Raw genomic sequence first — 23,282 nt, 5'->3', positions numbered from 1 at the left:
GGCATCGGTGGACCGAAGCTTTAGAGGTTCAAGCCTTGCCCGAACCCACCTTGCCGAGCCCTTCGTGGCTCCAGTGTTGCAAAACCCTTCGCGCCATCGAGGTGGTGACGACAAGATGCGAGGCAAAGCCACCCTTCAATGCCGCAATCAACGGTTCGAACTTGTTGTCTTCCTGGACGACGAGCATTCGCTTCCTGATCGCCCGGATGGAATCAAGATCCGCAGAGATGCAGCGCCGATTGTGGGCGCAATCCATCCAGCGGCCGTCCTGATCGATGAGCTGCCCGGCAATGACGCCTGCTGCCCCCAGTTCACCCATTTCGTGCATGCCTTGCGCCGAAAGGGCACCGCATTTGACGAGGTGACTGTCAGCCTCGATGCCGCCGACGGAATAGAGCGCCAACTGGCAGTCGGAAATAGCGGCAAGCTGCTCCTGGATGACCGGCTCGCCGCGTAACTCATCGGCCAGCCGTTCCGAGGAGAGCACCAGCGGCGCGTAAAAATTGATGCCTTCCGCGTTAAGTCGTCGGGCAATTTCCGTGGTGCATTGATCTGGGCGATAGGAGTAGGGGGCTCCCAAGTTGCCGCAGAGCTGAACAACAGTGACTCCGCGCAAGTCAGCAAATGGCATGACGTCGGCGATGTGGTAGACGGTGCGGCCCCAGGCCACGCCTACCCTCTCACCCTTGTTTATCAGCTCCAGAAAGACGGACGCGGCCACGACAGGCATCTCGGCCGCCGGATCCATCGCTTGGCGGTCTTCCGGCACGATCCAGACGGTCGTCAGACCCGTTGCGTCCTCAAGTTCGCGTGCCAGGACGTCATCGGAAAACAGCTCCGAGGAGGTGGTGATCGTGACGATGCCCATCTCGCGCGCTCTGCGAAGATACATGGCGACCGAAGCTCTGGAGATCTCGAGCCTTTGCGCCACTTCGTCCTGACGAAGCCCATGTGTGTAGTAGAGCCAGGCGGCCTTGTGAATGATTTGGTCGGAGGCGCGGATCGGCATATGTTGTTCTCATCAGGTGGCTCTGACATAATTCACTACCGCTGACAAAAGTCAACCTCGGTGTGTGTGACGATGGCTTGTGTAGCAGTAGGCGCTCTGCCAGGACGCCACCGAGCCACCCCCGTCCGCTTCGACTGTCAGAACCGGCTGCTTTGTCTATTTTATGCACAAGACTCGTCCTTGACACTTTTTTAGGCTTGCCTTACCCCTTTAAACCAATTGGTAAAAAATGGGGAACCGCCAATGTCCAGAGAGATCCTGATCTCCCGGCGCAGCATTATTGCGTCGGGTCTTGCCCTGAGTGCCTCGACTTTCATTCCCACAGCGCGTGCCGCAGCACCGATCAAAGTGGCCGGTGTTCACGGTTCGCCCGTTGAAAATGCTTGGAATTCCGTCCTCCACAAAGCGCTTCAAGATGCTGCGGCCGAAGGGGCGATCGAATATGTCTTCTCCGAAGGCGTGTCCGGCACCGACTATCCGCGCGCCATGCGCGAATATGCCGAGCAGGGCGCCAAGTTGGTCATCGGCGAAACTTTCCCGGTCGAGAAACAGGCCCGCGAAGTGGCGGTTGACTATCCCGAGACGGCCTTCGTCATGGGATCAAGCGGCCAGCAGTCGGGGGATAATTTCGGCGTCTTCGGCACCTGGAACTTCGACGGCGCTTACCTCGCCGGCATGTTGGCGGGCAAGATGACCAAGTCCAACGTCGTCGGCTCGGTCGGCGCTATGCCGATCCCGGAAGTCAATATGCTGATCAATGCCTTCGCCGCCGGCGTCAAGGCAGTCAATCCGGATGCCAAGCATCTCGTGACCTTCATCGGCACCTTTTTCGACCCGCCAAAGGCGCGCGAGGCTGGCCTTGCCCAGATCGACGCCGGCGCCGACATCCTCTTCGGCGAGCGCATTGGCACGGCTGATGCCGCCAAGGAGCGTGGCATCAAGTCGATCGGCTCGCTGGTCGATTACACCCCGCGCTATCCGGAAACCGTCTTCGCCAACGCCCTTTGGAACTTCCGCCCGATCCTCAACGCCGCAATCGCCGATGTTGCCGCCGGCAAGCCGACAGGTCGCGACTATACCGCCTATGGCCTGATGAAGGAAGGCGGCAGTGACATCCTCTACGTCAAGGGTACGGCTCCGGCCGATGCCGAAGCGGCGATGGAGGCCAAGCGTGCCGAGATCAAAGCCGGCACATTCGAAGTTCCGAAAGTGATGGACGAGCCGAAGTAAGCCCGTCCATGCGTTCAGACGCAACGGATCTGGCAGAGGCGATCGGCTCCGGTCGCCTCTCCGCCATCGAGGCCATGCAGGCTGCACTTGCCTCCGCGGACCAATACCGGGAATTCGGCGCCATCGCCCATATCGATGCGGAGCTCGGGCTGGAAGCGGCCCGTAGTTTTACTGCCCGATCGACAGCAGATCCTGACAGTCCGCCCATGACCTTTGGGGGAGTGCCCACGCTCGCCAAGGATCTCGGCGGTCCTTTCGCCGGATTTCCAGTCGCGGCTGGCTCCCGGCTCATCGGGCGTGGCGGCGGTCACGTCGATTGCGATCTCGCGGGACGGTTCCGCGCCGCCGGGTTCTGTCTCTTTGGCCTGACCACCAGCCCCGAATTCGGCCTGTCACTTGCCAGCGAACCTGAGATCGGTCCGATTACTCGCAATCCGCTCGCACCCGCTCTGTCCGCCGGTGGTTCGTCTGGCGGGGCGGCCGCGGCCGTGGCGGCCGGGATCGTGTCGATCGCCCATGCCACGGATGCTGGTGGTTCTATCCGGGTGCCGGCGGCCTGTTGTGGTCTTGTCGGTCTCAAACCCAGCCGTGGCCTGATGCCGGCCGGCCCGCATTTCGGCAACCACTTGGGCGGCATCGCGACCGAACTGGCCGTCTGCCGTTCGGTGCGCGATACCTCGGCCATTCTTGCGGTCCTTGGCGGGCATGCCTGCGGTCCATTTCCACCGGTCGCGTTGGCTGATGTTCCCGAAGGGCGGATGCGCATCGGTGTTCTCACCGCGACCGGATCCGACCATCCGACCCAACCCGAGCGCTCCGCCGCAACTGAGGAGGCCGCGCGCCGGCTCGAACGCGACGGCCATGTCCTTGTGCCGGTCGCTTTCAGCCAGATCGAGGCCATCTCCGCGATCAGTCGCCGGATCTTTGTCGACATCGTCTGCATCAATCTCGCCGAGACGATCACGCACTTTGATCTCGATGCGACGCGGACCGAGCGCCTGACGCAGGCCGTGATCGAGCGGGGCCTTGCCCTGTCGGCCCGTAGCCTTTGGCAGAGCCTTAATGCCATGGTTCTGGTCAGCCGTGATCTGTGGCGGCTGTTCGACGGCCTGGACTGCCTGATTGCGCCGATGCTGGCCTCGGCACCGCTGCCGGTTGGCAGCTTTCCGAGCGATCATGCCGACACTGACCTGCATTTCGAGCGCATGGCGGCCTTTGCGCCGCTGGCAGCGCTGGCCAATGCCTCCGGCTTTCCAGCGATCACTTTGCCATTCGGCGCTGACGAGCACGGGCTGCCCTTGCCGGTGCAGATGATTGCACCGATGGGGGCGGATGCATTGCTCTTGCGGCTCGCTGCCGTGCTGGAGCAGGATGGCCGCTGGCAGCATCGCTTTCCCGTCGCAGGATTGGACGCATGAACACACCCGTTCTCGAAATATCCGGTGTCAGCAAACGGTTCGGCCAGACGCTCGCTAACGACGATATCTCCCTCAGCCTCGGCAAGGGCGAAATCGTCGCTCTTCTCGGCGAAAACGGTGCCGGCAAGACGACCCTGATGAGCATCCTGTTCGGCCACTATGTTCCTGATACCGGCCATGTGCGCGTCGATGGCCGCGACTTGGCACCAGGCAAGCCGCGTGCCGCGATCCGCGCAGGAATCGGCATGGTCCACCAGCACTTCTCGCTCGCCCCGAACCTTACCGTGCTGGAAAATGTCACAACCGGCACCGAAAGCCTCTGGTCCTTTCGGTCTCGTCGGACGCAGGCCCGCGCCCGGCTGCTCTCAATCGCCGAACGCTTCGGCCTGAAGGTCGATCCGGATGCCCGCCTCGGCGATCTCTCGGTCGGCGAACAGCAGCGGGTGGAGATCCTTAAAGCCCTCTATAACGATGCCCGGATTTTGGTGCTCGACGAGCCGACCGCCGTCCTGACCCAGATCGAGGCGGAACGGCTCTTTGCGACGCTGAAAGACATGGCGGCCCAGGGCCTGTCGCTGATCTTTATCTCGCACAAGCTGGACGAGGTGATGTCGACGGCAGACCGCATCGTGGTGCTCCGCGGTGGCCGGCATGTCGCGGAGCGCCTGGCTGTTGAGACGAGCAAGGCCGAGCTTGCCGAACTCATGGTCGGGCGCACCGTCACGCGGCCGGTGCGTGAGGCTTCCACGCCCGGCGAGATCGTGCTTGAGGCCGCAGCCGTCACCGTCCGTGTCGGCGGGGTCGACCGGCTGAAGGCAATCGATTTTAGGCTGCGGGCTGGCGAGGTGCTCGGCATCATCGGCGTGTCCGGCAATGGCCAGGCAAACCTTGCCCAATTGCTCTCCGGCACGCTGGCAAAGACCTCTGGGGACCTGCTGCTGTTCGGCGAGGCGGTCGGCGCGCTATCGGTCGCCGATGCCGTAGCCCTGGGGATTGGCCGCATCCCCGAGGACCGGAACAAGGACGGCGTGATCGGAGAGATGTCGATCTGGGAAAATGTCGTTCTCGAGCGCCTGGCGGATTTTTCCAAAAACGGCCTCGTGCAGCGTGCTGCGGGTCTGGCGCTTGCCCAGCGTATCATCGACCAGTTCGACGTGCGTGGCGGCAGCCCGGCAAGCCGCATCCGGCTCCTCTCCGGCGGCAACATGCAGAAGCTCATTCTCGGGCGCAACCTGATCAATCGCCCGCGCATCCTGCTTGCGGCCCAGCCTGCCCGAGGGCTCGACGAAGGTGCCGTGGCAGCCGTCCATGAACGCATCCTGGAGGCACGGCGGCAGGGAACGGCGGTTCTATTGATTTCCGAGGATCTCGACGAGGTCATGGCGCTTGCCGATCGCATCCAGGCGATCGTCGGCGGTCGGCTCTCGCCGCCAATCCCGGCAGAGGAAGCTTCGGCGCGCAGGCTTGGCCTGATGATGTCCGGCGAATGGGAAAAAGAGGTCGTCCATGCGGTTTGAGCGGCGCGAACATCGCTCAGTAGCGCTCGTGGTGGCGACACCGCTAATCGCCATCGTCGCGGCCTTGGCAATTGCCGGTGGGCTTATTGCCCTCGCCGGGGCGCCGGTCCTGGAGGCCTATTGGGGCATCCTCAAGGGCGCTTTCGGCTCCCGGCTCTCGGCCACCGAGACCCTGACGCGCGCGACACCGCTGATCCTGACCGGGCTTGCGGCGGCTGTCGCCTTTCGGGCGCGCCTGTGGAATATCGGCGCCGAAGGGCAGCTCTATATCGGCGCGATCACAGTCGCGGCGGTCAGCTCGCAGCTGGTCGGCGACTGGCCGGCGGCGCTGCAGATCCCCGTGCTGCTTGTTCTTGGGGCGGTGGCGGGCATGGTGCTGCTACTTGTGCCGCTGTGGCTAAGGTTGCGCTTTTCGGTCGATGAGGTGGTCACGACGCTTCTCCTGAATTTCGTCGCGGTGCTTTTCGTCTCAATGCTGATCGACACGGTGCTGAAGGATCCCATGGCCTTCGGTTGGCCGCAGTCGCAGCCGGTCGCCGATGCCGGCATGCTGCCCAAGCTGCTGGCCCGTTCAAGGCTCAATCTTGGCCTCGTCATTGCGGTGGTGCTCGCTGTCGTGCTTGCCTTCGTCCAGTCGCGCACGGTCTTTGGCATGCAGTCCCGGGCCGCTGGTCTCAATCCCCAGGCTGCGACCTTTGCCGGCGTGCCTCTCGGCCGGACCCTCGTTGCCGTCGCCTGCCTTTCCGGCGGACTTGCGGGACTTGCCGGTGCCGTCGAGGTCATGGGTGTGACGGGCTATGTCACCACCGATCTGTCGCCAGGTTACGGCTATTCCGGCATTGTGGTGGCCATGCTCGCCAATCTTAATCCGCTCGGCGTCGTACTCGCTTCCCTCTTCACCGCCACGATGTTCGTTGGCGCCGACGGGATGAGCCGCAGCATGGGCATTCCAAGCTACATCGCCGATGTCATCGTCGCTTTATCGCTTCTCACCATGCTGATCGCCGTCTTCTTCACGCAGTACAGGATCCGCCGATGAACGAGGTCGTCGATATCATCGCCTCTGCCGGCCTCTGGGGCGCGGTCCTGCGGATCGCCACCCCGCTCATTCTTGGCACGCTCGGTGCCCTGCTCTGCGAGCGGGCAGGCGTGCTTAATCTTGGCATCGAGGGCATCATGACCTTCGGCGCGATGATTGGCTGGCTCGCCGTCTATAACGGGGCGGACCTGTGGACCGGTTTCCTCGTTGCGGCACTGTCCGGGGCCGTGTTCGGCCTGCTGCATTCGGTGCTGACGGTCACGCTCGGCCTGTCCCAGCATGTCTCCGGCCTTGGAGTCACACTCTTTGCCTCGAGCTTCAGTTATTACGTTTTCCGCCTGCTGGTGCCCGTCGCCGGCACGCCTCCGACTATCCAGCCTTTCCAGCCGATTGCGATCCCGGGCCTGAGCGACCTGCCTTTCGTTGGTCCAGCCTTCTTTGTCCAGACACCGCCGACCTATCTTGCCATCCTGCTCGCGCTCGTTCTTGCTTATGTCGTCTTCCGCACCCCGCTGGGACTTGCGATCCGCATGACCGGCGAGAACCCACATGCCGCCGAAGCCCAGGGTATCAACCCTATGGTGATCCGCTACGGCGCCGTCATGGCCGGCAGCGCGCTGATGGGCATGGCCGGGGCCTTCCTCACGCTCTCGGCCTTCAACAGCTTCTTCCCGACCATGGTACAGGGGCGCGGTTGGATCTGCATTGCACTGGTGGTCTTTGCCTCGTGGCGGCCGGAGCGGGCATTGATTGGAGCCCTGCTTTTCGCCTTTTTCGATGCCTTCCAACTGCGTCTGCAAACGACGCTTGGCGGAACCGTACCCTACCAGCTCTTCCTGATGATCCCCTATGTCCTGTCGATCGTGGCACTCGCCGTCATGGCGCGCCGCGCCCGCGTTCCCCAGGCACTGATGCAACCCTACCGGCGCGGCGAGCGCTGAAGCCAAGAGGTCTCCCATGTTCGATCTAATCGTGCGAAACGCCAATCTGCCTGACGGCCGCCAGGGTTTTGATATCGGGCTTACCGGCGGGCACATTGCCGCCATCGAGAAACATCTTGACGCCGTCGCCGGCGAGGACATCGACGCAACTGGCCGCCTCGTCAGTCCACCCTTCTGCGATCCGCATTTCCACATGGATGCGACGCTGTCGCTCGGCATGCCGCGGATGAATGTGTCGGGCACTCTCCTCGAAGGTATTGCGCTCTGGGGCGAATTGCGGCCGCAGCTGACCAGGGAGGCGCTGGTTGACCGCGCGTTGCGCTACTGCGATCTCGCCGTGTCGCAGGGCCTGCTCTTCATACGCAGCCATGTCGATACCTCTGATCCGCGGCTGGTCACGGCAGAAGCCCTGATCGAGGTACGCGAGCGGGTGGCGCCCTATATCACCCTGCAGCTCGTGGCCTTCCCGCAGGACGGCTACTACCGCGCGGCCGAGGGTGTGAGATCACTGGAGCGAGCGCTCGACATGGGGATCGACATCGTCGGCGGCATTCCGCATTTCGAGCGCACCATGGACGAGGGGCGACTGTCGCTCGAAGCACTTTGCCGGCTCGCGGCAGAGCGCGGTCTGCCGGTGGATATCCATTGCGATGAGACCGACGATCCAATGTCGCGCCACATCGAAACGCTTGCTGCCGAGACCATCCGCCATGGCTTGCAGGGCCGCGTCGCCGGCTCGCATCTGACCTCCATGCATTCCATGGATAACTATTACGTCTCGAAGCTCATCCCGTTGATGGCCGAGGCTGAGATCAACGTCATTCCCAATCCGTTGATCAACATCATGCTGCAGGGCCGGCACGACACCTACCCCAAGCGGCGCGGGCTCACCCGCGTGCGCGAACTGATGGCGGCCGGGCTCAACGTTTCTTTCGGCCAGGATTGCACCATGGACCCCTGGTATTCCATGGGCTCTGCCGACATGCTCGAAGTCGGTCACATGGCAATCCATGTAGCGCAGATGGGTGGCATCGAGGACAAGAAGCAGATCTTCGACGCATTGACCGTCAATTCGGCGAGAACAATGGGGCTCGAAGGTTATGGCCTTGAGGTCGGATGCAAGGCCGATCTCGTGATCCTGCAGGCGGCCGACGTGATCGAGGCGCTCAGGCTGAAGCCAACCCGGCTCTGCGTCGTCAAGGGCGGCAAAGTCATCTCGCGCAGCGCGCCGCGTATCGGCGAGCTGTTTCTGGCGGGACGTCCAGCTCGCATTGACCCGGGTCTTGATTATGTGCCGAAGGTCTGAACGGGACCGGCCTCATTCTGTTTGTTGAGATGGACCGCCTAGACGCGGAGGCTGCTGATCTCCACTGAGCCGTGGCAATGGCTTGAGTGTAATCTTCCGATTCCAGATGAATTGCCTCGCGCGTTCATCGCTTGAAATATGTTCTGAAGAATGGCGGCGCTCGCAACACGGTTCGCACGACCAGGACGTGCACCCAGACAGACCTGTTGACGAGAGTCACAATCAGTCATATATGACAATTTATCCATTTTACTAATTCAAATTTGGAAAACTGAGATGGGCTCTCCCAAAGTGAAGCCAGCCCTTGAACGGCTGGGACAGGATGTCCGACACGCGCGGTTGCGGCGGCGCATAGCCATCGCCGATCTCGCCATGCGTGCCGGAACATCGCCAAGCTCCATTGCCCGCCTTGAACGTGGCGATCCCGGCGTCGCCATCGGGACACTTGCCGATGTGCTGCTTGTCCTTGGCCTTCTGGAACGCCTGGCCGACCTCATCGATGTCCGCAAGGATGATCTTGGCCTGGCGCTATCGATGGAACAGGGCCCGCGTCGGGGACGATCTTTTGCGGCGACACTCCGGAAGCAGAAGGCTCAATCCGAGACTGCACAGGAGCACCAGGACATCGTGGACCCCGACGGGGTTTCGTTCTGATGGCAGACTTCGTCGCCAATGTGGCTCTTGGCGAAAGCCTGACGCCCGCCGGCCAATTGCGGTTCACGCATGTCGGGCCGCGGCAGTTTTCAACATTCACCTATTCCGCTTCCTGGATCGGTAGCCCTCGCGGTTTCGCCATTCAGCCAGATTTTTCACTGGAGGCGGGCCCGTTTCATACCTCGGGCCAGCCCGGCAACATGCGTGACGCGTTGGCAGGTGTGTTCGCTGATGCAGCCCCCGACAGTTGGGGGCGCAGGCTGCTGGAACGCGCCTATGGCAATGGATTGAATGAATTCGAATATCTTACCCTTTCGGACGATGCCTGCCGACAAGGGGCGTTGCGCTTTCTGGACGACAAGGGCGAGGTCATTCGGGGTAAGGCAATCCAGCCCGTACCGCGTCTTATCAACCTCGAAACCATCACAGCGATCGCCCGGGCCTATGAGCAGGGAAAGGATATCAGCCCTGAGGACATGCAGGCGCTGGCCGGGGCCGGCGGCTCCGGGGGCGCTCGCCCCAAGGCCAATATCAGCGATGGCGATACGCTATGGCTGGCGAAGTTTACCTCCGTCCATGATCAGCATCCGATCGAGCGGGTAGAGGTCGCGACCCTTCGCCTAGCGGCGGCCTGCGGTATCCGCGCTCCCGAGGCGCGGCTGGAGTTGGCGGATAGCCCGTTTCCAGTAGCCCTCATCCAGCGCTTTGATCGGCGTGGAGCGACACGGATACCCTACATCTCCGCCCGCACTGCGCTCGGCAAGACGGGCTCGGAACTCGGCTCCTATACCGAGATCGTCGATTTCATGCGGTCTCATTCACCCGATCCCGTGGCCGATTTCCGCGAGCTCTACCGCCGACTTGTCTTCACAATCCTCGTCTCTAACAAGGACGATCACCTGAAGAATCACGGCTTCCTCTATGCGGGGGCGGGCCGGTGGCGCTTGTCGCCGGTATTTGACGTGAACCCGGCGCCGGACCGAAACGCGCATCTTGAGACGGCGATCCTCGAGGGTGGCCCCCATGACCGGTCGATCAAACTTGCCCTGGAAGCCTGCGCGTTTTTCGAAATCCCGGAGGCGGAGGCACGCGATATGATCCGCACCATCGCTCGGGGCATCTCGGACGAATGGCGAGACGCGTTCCGGAGCGTCGGTGTTTCTGGCGCGCTGGCTCGTGAGTATGAGCCAGCGTTTCACAGCGATGAGACGGTCATCGCGTTACATTTATAAGTCATATTCGACGTTTTATGATTATTTATAGGTCATATCTGGCATTTTTGTGCAGGGCCACCAGATGTTGGATTGATTGCGCGACGACAGGCGTGGCGCCACGCCCTCCTCAGGAACGGATCATCATCTGAGCGCGGGTTTAGCTTCCGGGTGATCAGATGCAGCAGCTCGAAACGTCCGTTCGTCCCGAGGCAAAGCCTTTGGATGTCGATGCGAGCCGCGACGTCTCCTCGCTTCAAAAGAACTGCGACGATGGCTTCACATACATACTCTTTATGAGAAGGGGGCTGGCGCCCCATCACCCGTCAAGACCTTGAACCCTTCGGGCAAAGCCGTCCGGGCCGTGGCTCAGGCTCGCGCCTTGCGCCCGCACCACCCCGGACGCCTTTGGGTCTGGACGGGCTCCCCCCGCTCTTCGCCAAAGGGGCAGATCGGTTGCATGCGCAACCCGATCAAAGGAAAAGGGACATGAGAAACGATGTTTACGCCCAGGTGACGGACAAGATTATTGCCGATCTGAAAAAAGGGGGATCTGACCTGGCTAAAGCCGTGGAATGCCGGGAACACTGCCGGGCGGATCACAAGGCCTTTGCGTCATAACGGGCTCGGCTATGGCGTACCGTACCGTTTGCCGCGGCGGACCTCGTTTGCGCAATCTACCATGACCGCCCGGACGCCGAGCCGCTCGCTTGGGCACTGGCCGACATGCTCGTCGCGACAATGCTGAAATGGCCGTTTCCCATGCCGTTGCTGATGGCCGAGCGCAATGGCCCGGCGTTCCAGACGCTCAGTGGCAGGGGACGGGTTGCGGCCGGGTGAACCCGCTTTTCCGCGCGCCGTCTGCCTGGCCGTGGTCGGAGGGGCGGGCAGCGCCCTGCGCTCGGCGAACGAGATCATCCGGTGCGCGGGCGCGCTTTTCGCCGCAGCGCCGAAAGTCAGGACAAAGGACGCCGGTCTCGTCATTCGAAGGCTGCTCGAGGACGCCGTGCCGGCAACGGCTCGGGGCAGCCATCTGTCCCGCTGGGCGGCGACGCGCCTGTTTGAGCGGCTCGAAGGATTTCACGCCGTGCGCGAACTGGCCGGCCGATCGTCGTTCCTAATCCACGAGCTATAGTTATGGCCGGGTCAGCTCTCAATGGAAATCAATAGTCCAAAAGCTGCCATTCGGCTTTTGGCCCCCTTCCGGACATTCCAAGTGAACCAGATGCATGATCTGGCTCGCTTATCTGCCGGCTTGGATCCGAAGTTATGGTGGGTCGTCGGTTCTTATCCCTTCAAGGAGTAGAACTCGCGTCCCGTATTGCGACCGATCCTTTCGAGCATTATACTGTTTTTGAAAAACAGTATAATGCCGGAGTCGAGCTTATGAAATCCGTCGACCTCATGTACCAGACTATGCTCGCCGAGCTAGGTCAGCGCTCGCTCGACGCCGCTTGGACGGCTGATTTCCCTCCAGAGGGGCGATTCACCCCCGCGAACATCAAGGGACGCAAGTATTGGTATTTCGACATCCCGGATGGACACGGTGGTACCAAACGTCGATATGTTGGTCCTGCTGAAGATCCGGATATAGCACAACGCGTATCTGACCATAAGCGGGACAAGGACGACCTACGCGCTCGCAGGCGGTTGGTAAATACCCTGACGCGCGAAGGTGGGATGATTTCCCCCGACGCCATGTCGGGCGACATTGTCGAAGCTCTTGCCGATGGGGGGCTCTTTCGACTCCGTGGCGTTCTCATCGGCACGGTGGCCTTTCAATGCTATTCAGGGCTGCTGGGCGTGCGCCTTCCAATGGCTGCCATACTGACCGGCGATGCGGACATCGCTCATTATTATGCCATCAGTCGAGAAGTTGAAGATAGTCTGCCTCCGATCGTGGAGTTGCTGCAGGACGTCGACGCCAGTTTCCGGCCTGTTCCACATAGATCGGGATCAGGGGCCTCGTCAGCGTTTCAGAATGCCGACGGCTACAGAGTTGAATTCCTGACATCGAACCGTGGCTTGGACGACTACGTAGATCAGCCGGCGAAGATGCCTGCTCTTGGCGGTGCCAGCGCGGATCCACTACGCTTTCTAGACTTTCTCATCAGGGAACCGGTAAGGACAATCCTGCTCCACCGAAGCGGCATCCCAGTCGTTGTCCCTGATCCGGCTCGGTATGCCGTCCATAAGCTCATCGTCGCCAGCCGTCGGCACACTGACGGGCAAGGGCCAGCGAAGCGCGAGAAGGACATTCGCCAGGCTGCGCTGCTTTTTGAGGCGCTGCAGCAGACAAGGCGCTCCGCCGATCTGGCCCTCGTCTACAACGAAGCATGGGAGCGCGGCCCTGCGTGGCAAGACGCTATCCGAATTGGGGCGGGGATGCTGCCGGCACCAGATGCAGACCGGTTCAAAATGGTCCTAATCGACGGCGCAAAGAAAAACCGCGAAGAAATTGAACTTCCTTTTGGCGAATAGACCGTACTTGAAATTGAATGCCAAGCTGCTGATCTCGTTGGAAGTGGCTCAGACAAATAGGGTGCCGAGAGTCCGATTCTGCTCAAAGCGGAGACGACAGGCAGTGCCCTAGACGGACATGGACATTTTGCGCACATGCCTGCAATGGGCTGAGCGACGCATCCGCCACGCTACGCTGCCTCCCATACCTGATTGAGGATCCGCGCCGCCAATGCTGCTTTGTCCTGCGGCAGAAAGCGCTCGTAGTGCTGCTGCACGACGTCGGGCGTGTCCTGGATGGCATACTTGCCTGCTCATAGGATCCTGTCTGCTTCAGGATGTGTGTGGCGAGAACGTCTCGGACATTGTGGGGGCCATGCGGTAGCAGGCCCTTAATCGCGCCGCGGCCGGTGTACGGTTTGTATATGCCGTAGCGCTGAATCGCCAACCGCCAGGCCTCGTAGAATGTTGTCTGATTATACGCCGCATCGATACTGGTCGTTTTGACGGTTTTGACGAAAAGCGTGCCCGGATCGGGCGCGCGCCCCAGCAGCACCTTCCGATGCCGCTCGATATAGGCATTGAGATAGGTATAGAGATCAAGAAGATCCGGCAGTACCAGACGAAACGGCTTCTGCCCAAAAAAAGACGAGCCCGAGTTCTTGAACGCGTTGGACGGGATGAAGACCTCCCACCCACGCTCCCGATCGTTCCAACGCAATTCGCCGCGCTTCATGTCTTCCAGCCGGCGTTCTGCCGTCGGGAATTGTCCGCGCGGGCAGACCAGCAATTGCCGAAGGTTTTTCTGCCTGAGGCCGAGATGTAAGCCAAGCCTTAGCATCAAGAACGAACGGACGGCCTCAGCGGCTGCTCTCGGGTAACGGTGCTCATCGGGCATTCGCTTTAAGATCTCCTCGGTGATCTTGCGATATTCAGCGAGCGGGCTATCTGCCTCGAGCACGCACATGATTGGCTCGAACGGATCGCGGTGGACCCGCATCACCCGCTGGATTTCTTTTGATCGGTTGGCTGCATGGCGATGGAAATCCTCGCATGCACCGTGCCAATCTCGACGAGCAGCATCAATCTCGTCTGTCGTGATCAGTCCTTCGATCGGCTTCACGTTGCGCAACAGTTCGGGATGTTGGCGGATCCAGCCGACTTCAGCGCGGGTGAGGGCCATGGCCACCATCAGCATGTCTTCCTCCCATTTGGTGAAGAAGCCGCGACGGCGCTCCCGCCATTGCAAATACCAGTCCCACACGCCAGGGAAGATCAGGAGACCGAAGGTGAGTTGGCTGAGCGGCACGCCTCGACCTTTGACAACCCCGTTCGGGGATGCCGCAAGTGCCCCAAACATCAGGCCTAGATGTTCGATCTTCTGGCTGGCTGTCTCTTCATTCCAGACGCCATTCCTGCGGTAGCCTATCTCGGTCAGTGTCGACGTCTTGAAGCGGATCAGGTCTGCCATCTCCATCGCAAGCCGAGGGGGTGCATCGACGACACCGGAGAGCAGATCGGGATCCTCCAGTGCCTCGGTCGTAGGCCCTTTTTCGTCCTCATCTCGCAGCCAGCTAAAGGCTGCCAGTCGAGGAGTGAGCGCACTCCCGCCATATGTAACCCCAGGGAACCGGATCGCGTAGCGTTGCTTCGTCGCTGCTGCCTGGAAACGTCTGTAATCCGTCGACCCCGAGATGATGACGCGCCGGACCCATTCCAGAATCTCTTCGCGCTTCGAAAATGGCAGGCTGCCGAAGTCGTCGGGAAGATGCCAGGCAAGCCGGCGCCGCTCCGCCGGGCTGATGTCCTCCACATCGTGGCCATATAGCGATCTGGACTGATGTGGCAGTTTCGCTTTGAAGTAGCCGTTCGGCAGGCCGTATCTGCGCTCGATACGGCCCAGTACGTCGTAGCTGGCCACCGAGCGAGGCACACGCTGGCCCTCAATCCACGACAGCAAGGGGAAGGTGTGATCCTTTTCCTAGTGCCGGCTTTCAGCATTGCATGCGGTCTTTTGCCTCTTGGAGCGTCGTTTTCCACAGGCGGCTCCTTCAGCCAGCGCATGATCGCATCCAACGCTGGTCGCAGTTGCTTCTTCAGCGTTGTCGTCAGGGCTTCATCGATTCCGCAATCATGTGCAATGTGCCGCCAGTCGTAGCGATTGTTCGCGAGAGCGGGTGTCTTTCGACAAGTGATCAAACCGATAAGGTACGGCCTTATGTTCTCTACGACCCAATCCGGCGCCACGGGTGCAATACGGACATCGCAGTAGGTCAAAATCTTCTTCTGAAAATGGTGTTTGGAAAGATCTTCGTTTGGCATGTGTCATTCCGCAGTTTCTCGGTGCCTCAGGCCGAGGGCGTGCGGAATTAGGGGCAGACAGTTAAAAGTCCGTAAAGCTGGCGAGGGCGACACGGTAACCCACGGAAGTCGTGGGGCGCTCTCGGCAGTTCAAGGATCCTGCTCACTTCAATCCGGCTATGTTCCGGCGAAGCACCCCTGAAAACTTCTTCAACCCGCCTTGTTCAAGCGAGTCGACGAACGCCTCAACCGATGGGATTGTCTTGCGCAGATTATGCCTCGCACTTCTGACGCTGGAGATAAGCGCTTCCGAGAACGCCGTATGGAGATCGGTAAGAAAATCATCTGGCGACTTGCTGGTCACACCATGTGCGAGAAGGTTTCTTGCGGGAAAGTCCTTAAGGTTCCAGGTAACGATGACGGAGGCTTTGCCGGCGATGGCTGCTGCGAGGACATGTCGATCGTCGGGATCCGGTAGCGTGAGATCCGCAATAAACGGGCGATGGTCTTCCACGACTGCCTCTGGGAGGACAGCGTTCATCCGGTCGCGCGTGGCTTCCAGGCGTTCGATGGACAAGCCTGGTGTGTTGGCGGCGAGATTGCGCATCCACTCGTCATGTATATCATCGGTCCAGCGCACCTCAACGAGGCCATCGAAGGCGCACTGGATCAGAATGTTGCGCAGGTGGAAGGGGTAGAGGACGCAGGCATCGTAGACCGCGACTGGCGGATTAGAGGCCATAGGTCTCGATCAGGTCCTCTGTGTCCTCGGCTAGCGCTTCCATCGCCGTTTGTCGTTTGTCAAGCTTCGACTTCAACGCGAGCACGTCCTTAAGGAGGGCGCGGCGGTGTTTACCGACGTAGCGGAATGGCAACTCGCCCCGGTCCATACGTAAGACGACGAGCGGGCGGGAGATGCCGAGGATGGCTGAAGCTTCGCTCGGGCTTAGTTCCTGATCCTCGGCCAGCACGGCAACACGCTCTCCGCGCAGCATGTGCGCCAGAAGGGCTTCAACAGCTGCGGCGGCTGAGGGCGGGATCGGGAGCGTCCGCTCCTTGCCACCTGCGCCACGAACGTGGAGTTCCAGCCTGTCGCCGGCAACAAACTTTGGTAGGGGCGCTGCCGTCTTTCGGTCGCGATCTGACAGTCTGGCGAAATGAACAATTTGGCTGGCCATGACGATATCTCCTTAGCCGTCAATGTAGCGAACAAGGCCTCTAACTGCAATAACTGAAAGTGCGGGTTGGGTGTAATGGTGGCATTGGAGGGGCCGTTCTTCGGAACGCTGGTTCGATTCTCATCAATAGTGTGTACCCCGCCGCTCTATCTGTCGCGTGATAGACCCGCCAGGAAGTCGTGAAAACGATCTGCTTGGATCGTGATGTGATCCCATAGCGCCTGTTCGGCTTCACTTGAATGGCCGTTGACAATGGCGGTAACAATCTTGTCGTGCTCGGCAAAGGACTGCTCAATGCGATTGAGCGAGCGTAGCTGGATGCGGCGATAGGGCTTCAGCCGCCGATGAAGTGAGCGCGCCTGCTCTTCGAGAAACGGGTTGCCGCTCGCACGGTAAATGGCCATGTGGAAGCGCTCGTTCTCGTAATAGTAGGCGTCAGAGCCTTGTGTTGCCGCGGCCCTGCAGGCTTCGTGACAGGCTAGCAGTTCTCGTTTGGATGCCTCATCAAGACGGCGCGCAGCGAGCCGACCGGCCATAGCTTCAAGTCCTCCCATGACTTCGAACATATGAATGAGATCGGCTGGTCCGACGACCGTAACGGCCGCCCCACGACGCGGTTTGATTTCGACAAGGCCAGCCTCCTGCAGTTGTCTGAGTGCTTCACGGACGGGCGTGCGTGAAACCCCGTATTGTTCAGCCAGACTTTGCTCTTCGAGGCGATCTCCCGGTTTGAAGATTCCGGAAACGATGGCCTCTTCGATCCGATCTCGGAGAGACGGATTATTCTTTGCCTCAACATTCATCTGAGCATACCCGAACAGGTTTCATGTATACATGAGGTTGACATTTGTGCGCACGATGCGTTAGGTGAGCTTATCACTGACTTCCAATCGCATGCAATAGACTGCGGAAGTCAGTTCGTCAGGAGCTCAGGGAGGAGCTAACATGATATCGAAACTGATCAGGACGCTTGCGGCAGCTACTGTGCTGTCCATTGGAGTAGTTGCGGTAGCACAGGCGGAAAGCGTGCTGCGTATTCGCGATGTCGGCGATATCCAACAGATGGACCCGCTGCTGAGCACCAACTACCCAATGCGCGACATGTCTTATCTGTTGTGGGATACACTATTCGCAGTCGATGCCAACTTTGAGGTCAAGCCTCAGATGGTCGATACATTCGCGACCAGTGATGACGGCAAGGTCTACGATTTTTCGTTGCGCAGCGGCCTCCAGTTTCATGACGGTGCGCCGGTCACGTCTGCTGACGTTATCGCATCCATCAATCGCTGGATGGGTAAGGACAGCCTTGGCCAGGAGATTGCCTCGCGCCTTGAAAAGATCGAAGCCACCGGCGCGACCTCGTTTCGGATCAGCCTGAAGGAGCCTTTCTCGCAGCTGCTGAACGGCCTTGGCCGCATGACGGCCTATCCGCTGTTCATCATGCCCGAGCGTATTGCAAAGACGCCAATCGGTGAAAAGCTTCCGGAACTGGTTGGGTCCGGTCCCTTCAAACTGGCCGAGTGGCAGCCGGGCGTTAAGTTCGTCGTCGAAAAGTTTGAGGGCTATGTCCCGCGTAGCGAGCCGCCCAGCAATTTGGCCGGGGGAAAGATCGCGAAGGTCGATCGCATCGAACGCATCACCATCCCCGACGATACTAGCGCGCTAAATGCGCTGCTTGCTGGCGAAATCGATTTTGTGACTGAAGTGGCTTACGACCAGCTTCCGCTTTTGGAAGATGACGAGAATTTCGTCGCCTCGAAGAAGCCGCTCCTCGGCAAAAGTCTTCAGATCGTCCTCAATCACACTCAACCGCCTTTCGATAATATCAAGGTACGCCAGGCGGTTCAGTTGGCTCTCAACCAGCAGGATTTCATGGCGACCTTATTGGGCGAGCGCACAGATCTCTATGAGCTTTGCGCCGCGATCTTCATGTGTGGTGCTCCCTATGAGACGGATGTTAACAGCGACCGCTATATGAATTCCGATCCTGAGAAGGCCAAGGCCCTGCTACAGGAGGCCGGGTACGACGGGACGCCGATCACTTTCCTCCATCCTACCGATCAGTTGTTCCAGCGCGACATGGGTACTGTACTCGTGCAGGCCCTTCGCAATGCAGGGTTCACTGTCGATGACCGTCAGATGGATCTTGCGACGATGTTCTCGCGTCGTAACAACAAGGGGACGCCGGCTGAGGGAGGCTGGAACATGTTCCTCACGGCCTTTGGCGGTGATGCCATGATGGATCCGCTGACCAATCCGTATGTAACAGGTGCGTGCGAAAAAGCGTTTGTCGGTTGGCCTTGCGATGAAGAGTTGCAGGCGCGGTGGAAAGCCTTCCTGCTTGCTGCTGATGAGCCGGCACGCAAAGAAGCCGCAGTGCAAATCCAAGAGCGTGCAAACGAGATCGTCACCTTCATCCCCATGGGTCAGTATTACGGCGTGTCCGGATGGAGCAAGTCTGTCTCCGGCATGATCGAGAGCCCCCTGCAGCTGTACTGGAATGTCGAGAAACAGCAGTGACATGAACTTGCAGGCGCCATCCTGTCGAATGGCGCCTGCATTCCTGGGAGGCATGCATGTCCAATTTCGTCGTCCGGCGGCTCCTGTCCGTCATACCAATCGCCCTGATTGTATTAGTGACGGTCTTTCTCCTGCTGCATATCGGTCCGGGCGATGCGGCGGCTCTGATTGCCGGAGAGAACGCCACGCCCGATCAGATTGAGAGCATTCGAGAACGCCTTTTCCTTGATCGGCCTCTCTACGAGCAACTCTTCATCTACCTGTCGAGCGTCGTGCGTTTTGATCTGGGCCAATCGGTTTATTCCGGCTTCCCGGTGGTGGACCTCATTCTCCAACGTGTGGAACCGACTGCGATGCTTGCGCTGTCGACCCTTATCTTGTCGGTTCTGATCGCCGTGCCAATGGGGGTATGGGGTGCGTGGCGGGCAGGCTCCACCGTTGATACCTTGTTGATTGTTGCCTCAGTGGTCGGTTTTTCCGTACCCGTGTTCGTCATAGGCTATGTGCTGGTGGACGTGTTCGCGTTGCGCCTCGGTTGGTTGCCTGTTCAGGGATACAAGCCGCTTTCAACCGGTCTGCTGAACTGTCTGCGCAGTATCACCTTGCCTTCAATCACACTTGCTTTTCTGTTCTCAGCCCTTGTTGCGCGGATCACCCGCGCCACCATGCTTGAGGTTTTGGCCGAGGACTACATCCGCACCGCCCGCGCCAAAGGTGCCGGCAATTCTCGCATCCTGCTAGTCCATGCTCTCAAGAACATAGGGGTTCCGGTAGTGACTGTTATTGGCACCAGCTTTGCCGCGCTTCTTGGAGGAGTGGTGATAACCGAGTCCGTGTTCAACATTCCCGGAATGGGCAGACTGACCGTTGATGCCATCCAGACACGTGACTATCCGGTCGTTCAGGGCGTTCTCATCGTCTTCTCCTTCGTCCTGATTGCAGTGAACCTGCTGGTCGATCTCTCCTATGCTCTCTTTGATCCGAGGGTACGCCAATGACAACGCTCCAATCCCAGGCCATGTCCAGACCAAGACTGCCCTATCCAGGCATTGCTGTGTCCCTTAGCCTGATCGCAATGACTGTGGTCATCCTGATGGCTGTCTTCGGTCCGATTCTGCTTGGTCCAGGTAATGATCTCAATCCGATGATGCGCCTGAAGCCACCCAGTGCGAGCGCTTGGTTCGGTACAGACAATCTAGGTCGCGACGTTTTCGTCAGAACCGTCTCGGGCGCCCGAAATTCTGTAACTGTAGGTCTGTTCACCGCGGTCGTCGTGCTGGTGATCGGTGGGACCCTTGGCGTTGTCGCCGGTTATTTCAACTGGGTGGATCGGATCGTCATGCGGCTTGCCGATGGTTTGATGGCGATTCCGGGGATCCTTTTGGCCATAGCCCTCGTCTCAGTCCTCGGCGGCGGCCTCATGACCGTGATCATCGCAATCGCTGTACCGGAAATTCCGCGTACCGCGCGCCTGATGCGCAGTGTCGTACTTTCGATCCGAGAGCTGCCGTTCATCACGGCTGCCATCTCAGTGGGATCATCAACGCCAAAGATACTGTTGCGCCACATTGTGCCCAACGCGATCGGCATGCTGACGGTCCAGGCAACTTATGTTTGTGCGGCAGCGATCCTGTCCGAGGCAGCCTTGAGTTTCCTTGGGGTCGGCACGCCACCCGACGTTCCCAGTTGGGGCAATGTGATTGCCAGCGGCAAGGAATATTTTCGCCTAGCACCCTGGATCATCGCATTCCCTGGTCTGCTTTTGTCGATCATGGTTCTGTCCATCAACATTCTCGGCGACAAGCTGCGTGACCGCTTCGATCCTCGACTTGCGGCAAGGAGGGCATCATGACCGAGGCTCCATTCCTCAGCATACGAGACCTGGCTGTCGGCTTTGGGCCGGGTGGAGCGATCCGTGCGGTACGTGACGTATCCTTCGATCTCGATGCCGGCAAAACGCTTTGCCTCGTCGGAGAGTCCGGTTCGGGAAAAAGCGTCACGGCGACCTCGATCATGGGATTGCACAAACCCGGCAGCGCCGCGGTTAGTGCGGCGACCATGCGCCTTGATGGGATCAACTTGCTGGACTGCGACGAAAAGGAGCTTTCTCGCCTGCGTGGCTCGCTGATGGCGATGATCTTTCAGGACCCTATGTCTTCGCTCAATCCGGCGCTCACCATCGGCTTTCAGCTGCGCGAAGCGCTGCTTCTGCATGAGAAAATGAGCACCCGCGCCGCTAATGCACGCGTCATGGAGGTTTTGCAACGGGTCCGCATTCCCGATGCCACCAGCCGCGTGAGCGCCTATCCGCACCAGCTCTCCGGCGGGATGCGGCAGCGCATCATGATTGCTATGGCGCTGATCTGCAGGCCGCGTCTGCTCATTGCCGATGAACCGACAACCGCGCTTGATGTGACGGTGCAGGCACAGATTCTCTGGCTGCTCTCCGAACTCCAACGCGAGTTCGGCACCGCGATCATCTTCATTACCCATGATCTGGGTGTCGTCGCGGAAATCGCCGATGATGTCGCCGTGATGTATGCCGGATCCCTCGTCGAGCGGGGACCTGTCCGTACGATCTTTGAAAATCCCTCGCATGGATATACCGCCGGGCTGCTACGGGCCACTGCCGAATTCGTTCCCGGTGAACTGAGCCGTGGACGTTTGGAAGAGATCCCCGGAAACGTGCCCAGTTTCTCGATGCTGCCCAAGGGATGTAGTTTCGTCGATCGGTGTCGATTTGCCGCTGAGAGCTGCCATCTGCGTACGCCGGACTGGCGTGAAGTGGCCAACGGGCACGTTACCCGTTGCGACCAGCCCCTGGCCAATGCTGCTGCAAACCTCCCATTGGAAGTGCCCGCATGAGTGAGAACACTGACGTCTTGATTGCCGAGAACCTCATACGTCATTTTCGAGTTGGCAGGGGGCAGACCGTACACGCGGTCAATGACGTATCCCTGTCGGTTGCACCGGGCGAGACAGTCGCGCTTGTGGGTGAAAGTGGCTGCGGGAAGTCGACACTTGGCCGCATGATCATGGGCCTTGATAGGCCTGATAGCGGCACGGTTCAGCTGCTAGGGCAGGATCTGGCTCATATGGGACGACGGGATCTTCATGCTGCGCGTCGCTCCGTGCAGATGATCTTTCAGGATCCATCCGCCTCACTGGACCCACGCTGGACCGCAGAAGCCATCGTGCGTGAACCTCTCGACAATTTTAAGGTCGGCACGCCATCGGAAAGGCGGGAGCATGTATTGCAGCTCCTTTCAAAGGTGGGTCTGCGCCCAGATCAGGCGAAGCGCTACCCTCATGAGCTGTCTGGCGGACAGAGACAGCGGCTGGGCATTGCCCGTGCACTCGCCCTGCGTCCCCACTTGGTTGTGGCCGACGAGCCTGTCTCAGCGCTTGACGTCTCGATCCGGGCGCAGGTCATCAATCTCCTTTGCGATCTTCGTGACGAAATGAAGCTTGCATTGCTGTTCATATCGCATGACATCGGAGTTGTTTCCCATATCAGCAACCGGATTGCTGTCATGTATCTCGGCCGCATCGTCGAGACCGGCGAGACCGCCGCAGTTCTGAACGAGCCGCAGCATCCCTACACTGTGGGGCTGCTCGAATCTGTGCCGCGGCCCCGTCCTGCAGATCGCAGGCAGCGCGCTCCGCTGGAAGGCGACCCTCCAAGTCCAATCCATCTGCCGTCGGGATGTGCCTTTCGCACGCGTTGTCCGATGGCTGTCGAAGTCTGTGCCACGAGTGTGCCGATGCTGCGAGAGACGGCGAATGGCCGCTTCAGTGCCTGTCATCGCGCCGATGACATGAAAAGCTAGGAGGCATCGCATGTTTGACTTTCCAGTTCCGCTCGCCACCAATCGCTTCGAAGATGACATCGTCGCAATCCTCATGCGGCTGCAAAGGGGCGCGATCCCACAGCAGCCCATCGCCTTCTACGGCTCCTCCTCCTTCCGGCTCTGGGGTACAATGCACCAAGATCTGCAGTGCCTCGACGTGGTCAATCTTGGATTTGGCGGCGGCACAAATCTGTCGGGCCGGCACTACCTTGAAAAGCTACTGCTGCCTCTGAAGCCTGAGAAGATCGTGCTCTACTTTGGTGAGAACGACATCGCAAACGACGGGCTGACGGGGCAAACGACCTTTGAGCACATGACATCGCTCGTGTCGGACATCCGGGAAGGGCTGCCGGCCGCGAAGGTCTTCGTGCTTGGCACTAAACAGAGTCCCACCCGCTGGATCTACGCCGACGATGTGGAACGGTACAACGTTCTGAGCAAGGCTTGGTGCCTCGAGCAAAGCCAGGTTACCTTCATCGATGCGTCTTTTGGTCTAATCGGTGAAAACGGACGACCGATGGGGCGCTACTACCAGCCAGATTTCATTCACCTGAATGCTGGTGGATATGCGCTTTGGGCCGAGGTCCTTCAAAGGATCCCGGGTCTCTTATCCGGCGCCTGAGGCGTTTAGCGGATGAGCCATATGA

20 protein-coding genes and 2 pseudogenes are annotated in these 23,282 nt (G+C 59.9%); 17 read left to right on the top strand and 5 right to left on the bottom strand.

The features are described 5' to 3' along the window. Positions 1-28 precede the first annotated feature (28 nt). Entirely contained in the window at positions 29-1,009 is a 981-nt protein-coding gene (locus D4A92_RS22250; protein WP_203020715.1) for a sugar-binding transcriptional regulator, read from the bottom strand. A 243-nt stretch (positions 1,010-1,252) separates the two neighbouring features. Here D4A92_RS22250 and D4A92_RS22245 point away from each other — a divergent pair, with 243 nt between their 5' ends. The 11 genes and pseudogenes from D4A92_RS22245 to D4A92_RS22200 all read left to right on the top strand — a co-directional run bounded on the left by D4A92_RS22245 (position 1,253) and on the right by D4A92_RS22200 (position 12,806). Next, positions 1,253-2,239 (top strand): BMP family protein, encoded by a 987-nt coding sequence (locus D4A92_RS22245; protein WP_153763818.1) that lies wholly within the window; start codon positions 1,253-1,255, stop codon positions 2,237-2,239. Between the two features lie 8 nt (positions 2,240-2,247). Continuing rightward, positions 2,248-3,657: an amidase gene (locus tag D4A92_RS22240; protein ID WP_203020712.1), complete on the top strand. Its 1,410-nt coding sequence runs from the start codon at positions 2,248-2,250 to the stop codon at positions 3,655-3,657. Further along, complete coding sequence (locus D4A92_RS22235; protein ID WP_203020710.1) at positions 3,654-5,174, top strand: ABC transporter ATP-binding protein; 1,521 nt, start codon at positions 3,654-3,656, stop codon at positions 5,172-5,174. Before D4A92_RS22240 ends, D4A92_RS22235 begins: the two co-directional genes overlap by 4 nt. Continuing rightward, positions 5,164-6,213 (top strand): ABC transporter permease, encoded by a 1,050-nt coding sequence (locus D4A92_RS22230; RefSeq protein WP_203020708.1) that lies wholly within the window; start codon positions 5,164-5,166, stop codon positions 6,211-6,213. Before D4A92_RS22235 ends, D4A92_RS22230 begins: the two co-directional genes overlap by 11 nt. Beyond that, on the top strand, positions 6,210-7,154 hold the full coding sequence (locus D4A92_RS22225) for an ABC transporter permease (RefSeq protein ID WP_203020706.1): 945 nt from the start codon (positions 6,210-6,212) through the stop codon (positions 7,152-7,154). Before D4A92_RS22230 ends, D4A92_RS22225 begins: the two co-directional genes overlap by 4 nt. 16 nt (positions 7,155-7,170) lie before the next feature. Then, positions 7,171-8,460, top strand: a complete 1,290-nt coding sequence (locus D4A92_RS22220) for an amidohydrolase family protein (protein ID WP_203020705.1) — start codon at positions 7,171-7,173, stop codon at positions 8,458-8,460. A gap of 276 nt (positions 8,461-8,736) precedes the next feature. Next, complete coding sequence (locus D4A92_RS22215; protein WP_203020704.1) at positions 8,737-9,114, top strand: helix-turn-helix domain-containing protein; 378 nt, start codon at positions 8,737-8,739, stop codon at positions 9,112-9,114. Beyond that, entirely contained in the window at positions 9,114-10,346 is a 1,233-nt protein-coding gene (locus D4A92_RS22210) for a type II toxin-antitoxin system HipA family toxin (protein WP_203020702.1), read from the top strand. Before D4A92_RS22215 ends, D4A92_RS22210 begins: the two co-directional genes overlap by 1 nt. A gap of 468 nt (positions 10,347-10,814) precedes the next feature. After that, positions 10,815-10,946, top strand: coding sequence for a hypothetical protein (locus D4A92_RS25270; protein ID WP_281435271.1), 132 nt, complete (start codon positions 10,815-10,817; stop codon positions 10,944-10,946). Between the two features lie 15 nt (positions 10,947-10,961). Continuing rightward, positions 10,962-11,460, top strand: a pseudogene (locus D4A92_RS22205) (DUF1403 family protein); the annotation flags it as partial. Positions 11,461-11,711: 251 nt separating this feature from the next. Next, the gene (locus D4A92_RS22200) at positions 11,712-12,806 is read left to right on the top strand and encodes a nucleotidyltransferase family protein (RefSeq protein WP_203020700.1); all 1,095 of its coding nucleotides are present in this window, start codon (positions 11,712-11,714) and stop codon (positions 12,804-12,806) included. A 170-nt stretch (positions 12,807-12,976) separates the two neighbouring features. Here D4A92_RS22200 and D4A92_RS22195 read toward each other — a convergent pair. The 4 genes and pseudogenes from D4A92_RS22195 to D4A92_RS22180 form a co-directional block, all read right to left on the bottom strand. Continuing rightward, positions 12,977-15,107: pseudogene (locus D4A92_RS22195) on the bottom strand (hypothetical protein). Between the two features lie 142 nt (positions 15,108-15,249). Beyond that, positions 15,250-15,828, bottom strand: a complete 579-nt coding sequence (locus D4A92_RS22190; protein ID WP_203020698.1) for a PIN domain-containing protein — start codon at positions 15,826-15,828, stop codon at positions 15,250-15,252. Continuing rightward, a complete protein-coding gene (locus D4A92_RS22185) occupies positions 15,818-16,264 on the bottom strand; it encodes a DNA-binding protein (protein ID WP_203020696.1) in 447 nt (148 codons plus the stop codon). Before D4A92_RS22185 ends, D4A92_RS22190 begins: the two co-directional genes overlap by 11 nt. 146 nt (positions 16,265-16,410) lie before the next feature. Beyond that, positions 16,411-17,067: a GntR family transcriptional regulator gene (locus D4A92_RS22180; protein ID WP_203020694.1), complete on the bottom strand. Its 657-nt coding sequence runs from the start codon at positions 17,065-17,067 to the stop codon at positions 16,411-16,413. 142 nt (positions 17,068-17,209) lie between these two features. Between D4A92_RS22180 and D4A92_RS22175 the strand changes: the two genes are divergently transcribed. Genes D4A92_RS22175 through D4A92_RS22150 form a run of 6 tightly spaced genes read left to right on the top strand, consistent with a single transcriptional unit; the run spans position 17,210 to position 23,257 of the window. Further along, positions 17,210-18,784, top strand: coding sequence for an ABC transporter substrate-binding protein (locus D4A92_RS22175; RefSeq protein ID WP_203020692.1), 1,575 nt, complete (start codon positions 17,210-17,212; stop codon positions 18,782-18,784). Positions 18,785-18,840: 56 nt separating this feature from the next. After that, entirely contained in the window at positions 18,841-19,782 is a 942-nt protein-coding gene (locus tag D4A92_RS22170) for an ABC transporter permease (protein ID WP_203020690.1), read from the top strand. Beyond that, complete coding sequence (locus D4A92_RS22165) at positions 19,779-20,636, top strand: ABC transporter permease (protein ID WP_203020688.1); 858 nt, start codon at positions 19,779-19,781, stop codon at positions 20,634-20,636. Before D4A92_RS22170 ends, D4A92_RS22165 begins: the two co-directional genes overlap by 4 nt. Continuing rightward, the gene (locus tag D4A92_RS22160; protein WP_203020686.1) at positions 20,633-21,649 is read left to right on the top strand and encodes an ABC transporter ATP-binding protein; all 1,017 of its coding nucleotides are present in this window, start codon (positions 20,633-20,635) and stop codon (positions 21,647-21,649) included. The genes D4A92_RS22165 and D4A92_RS22160 overlap by 4 nt, the downstream gene beginning before the upstream one ends. Continuing rightward, positions 21,646-22,614: an ABC transporter ATP-binding protein gene (locus D4A92_RS22155; RefSeq protein ID WP_203020684.1), complete on the top strand. Its 969-nt coding sequence runs from the start codon at positions 21,646-21,648 to the stop codon at positions 22,612-22,614. Before D4A92_RS22160 ends, D4A92_RS22155 begins: the two co-directional genes overlap by 4 nt. A 10-nt stretch (positions 22,615-22,624) precedes the next feature. Further along, positions 22,625-23,257 carry a GDSL-type esterase/lipase family protein gene (locus D4A92_RS22150; RefSeq protein WP_203020682.1) on the top strand — a complete coding sequence of 211 codons (633 nt, stop codon included), beginning with the start codon at positions 22,625-22,627 and terminating at the stop codon, positions 23,255-23,257. Positions 23,258-23,282 lie beyond the last annotated feature (25 nt).

The sequence above is a fragment of the Rhizobium rosettiformans genome (assembly GCF_016806065.1).
Lineage (GTDB): Bacteria > Pseudomonadota > Alphaproteobacteria > Rhizobiales > Rhizobiaceae > Allorhizobium.
The sequence above is the reverse complement of the archived record's forward strand: the minus strand, read 5'-3'. Positions and strand labels throughout refer to the sequence as shown.

Excerpts from the sequence above, each read along its gene's own strand:
- D4A92_RS22240 (WP_203020712.1), top strand. The coding sequence starts at position 2,248 with ATGCGTTCAGACGCAACGGATCTGGCAGAGGCGATCGGCTCCGGTCGC.
- D4A92_RS22215 (WP_203020704.1), top strand. The coding sequence starts at position 8,737 with ATGGGCTCTCCCAAAGTGAAGCCAGCCCTTGAACGGCTGGGACAGGAT.
- D4A92_RS22185 (WP_203020696.1), bottom strand. The coding sequence starts at position 16,264 with ATGGCCAGCCAAATTGTTCATTTCGCCAGACTGTCAGATCGCGACCGA.
- D4A92_RS22180 (WP_203020694.1), bottom strand. The coding sequence starts at position 17,067 with ATGAATGTTGAGGCAAAGAATAATCCGTCTCTCCGAGATCGGATCGAA.
- D4A92_RS22200 (WP_203020700.1), top strand. The coding sequence starts at position 11,712 with ATGAAATCCGTCGACCTCATGTACCAGACTATGCTCGCCGAGCTAGGT.
- D4A92_RS22175 (WP_203020692.1), top strand. The coding sequence starts at position 17,210 with ATGATATCGAAACTGATCAGGACGCTTGCGGCAGCTACTGTGCTGTCC.
- D4A92_RS22190 (WP_203020698.1), bottom strand. The coding sequence starts at position 15,828 with ATGGCCTCTAATCCGCCAGTCGCGGTCTACGATGCCTGCGTCCTCTAC.
- D4A92_RS22160 (WP_203020686.1), top strand. The coding sequence starts at position 20,633 with ATGACCGAGGCTCCATTCCTCAGCATACGAGACCTGGCTGTCGGCTTT.
- D4A92_RS22170 (WP_203020690.1), top strand. The coding sequence starts at position 18,841 with ATGTCCAATTTCGTCGTCCGGCGGCTCCTGTCCGTCATACCAATCGCC.
- D4A92_RS22245 (WP_153763818.1), top strand. The coding sequence starts at position 1,253 with ATGTCCAGAGAGATCCTGATCTCCCGGCGCAGCATTATTGCGTCGGGT.
- D4A92_RS22210 (WP_203020702.1), top strand. The coding sequence starts at position 9,114 with ATGGCAGACTTCGTCGCCAATGTGGCTCTTGGCGAAAGCCTGACGCCC.
- D4A92_RS22230 (WP_203020708.1), top strand. The coding sequence starts at position 5,164 with ATGCGGTTTGAGCGGCGCGAACATCGCTCAGTAGCGCTCGTGGTGGCG.
- D4A92_RS22250 (WP_203020715.1), bottom strand. The coding sequence starts at position 1,009 with ATGCCGATCCGCGCCTCCGACCAAATCATTCACAAGGCCGCCTGGCTC.
- D4A92_RS22155 (WP_203020684.1), top strand. The coding sequence starts at position 21,646 with ATGAGTGAGAACACTGACGTCTTGATTGCCGAGAACCTCATACGTCAT.
- D4A92_RS22220 (WP_203020705.1), top strand. The coding sequence starts at position 7,171 with ATGTTCGATCTAATCGTGCGAAACGCCAATCTGCCTGACGGCCGCCAG.
- D4A92_RS22165 (WP_203020688.1), top strand. The coding sequence starts at position 19,779 with ATGACAACGCTCCAATCCCAGGCCATGTCCAGACCAAGACTGCCCTAT.
- D4A92_RS25270 (WP_281435271.1), top strand. The coding sequence starts at position 10,815 with ATGAGAAACGATGTTTACGCCCAGGTGACGGACAAGATTATTGCCGAT.
- D4A92_RS22235 (WP_203020710.1), top strand. The coding sequence starts at position 3,654 with ATGAACACACCCGTTCTCGAAATATCCGGTGTCAGCAAACGGTTCGGC.
- D4A92_RS22225 (WP_203020706.1), top strand. The coding sequence starts at position 6,210 with ATGAACGAGGTCGTCGATATCATCGCCTCTGCCGGCCTCTGGGGCGCG.
- D4A92_RS22150 (WP_203020682.1), top strand. The coding sequence starts at position 22,625 with ATGTTTGACTTTCCAGTTCCGCTCGCCACCAATCGCTTCGAAGATGAC.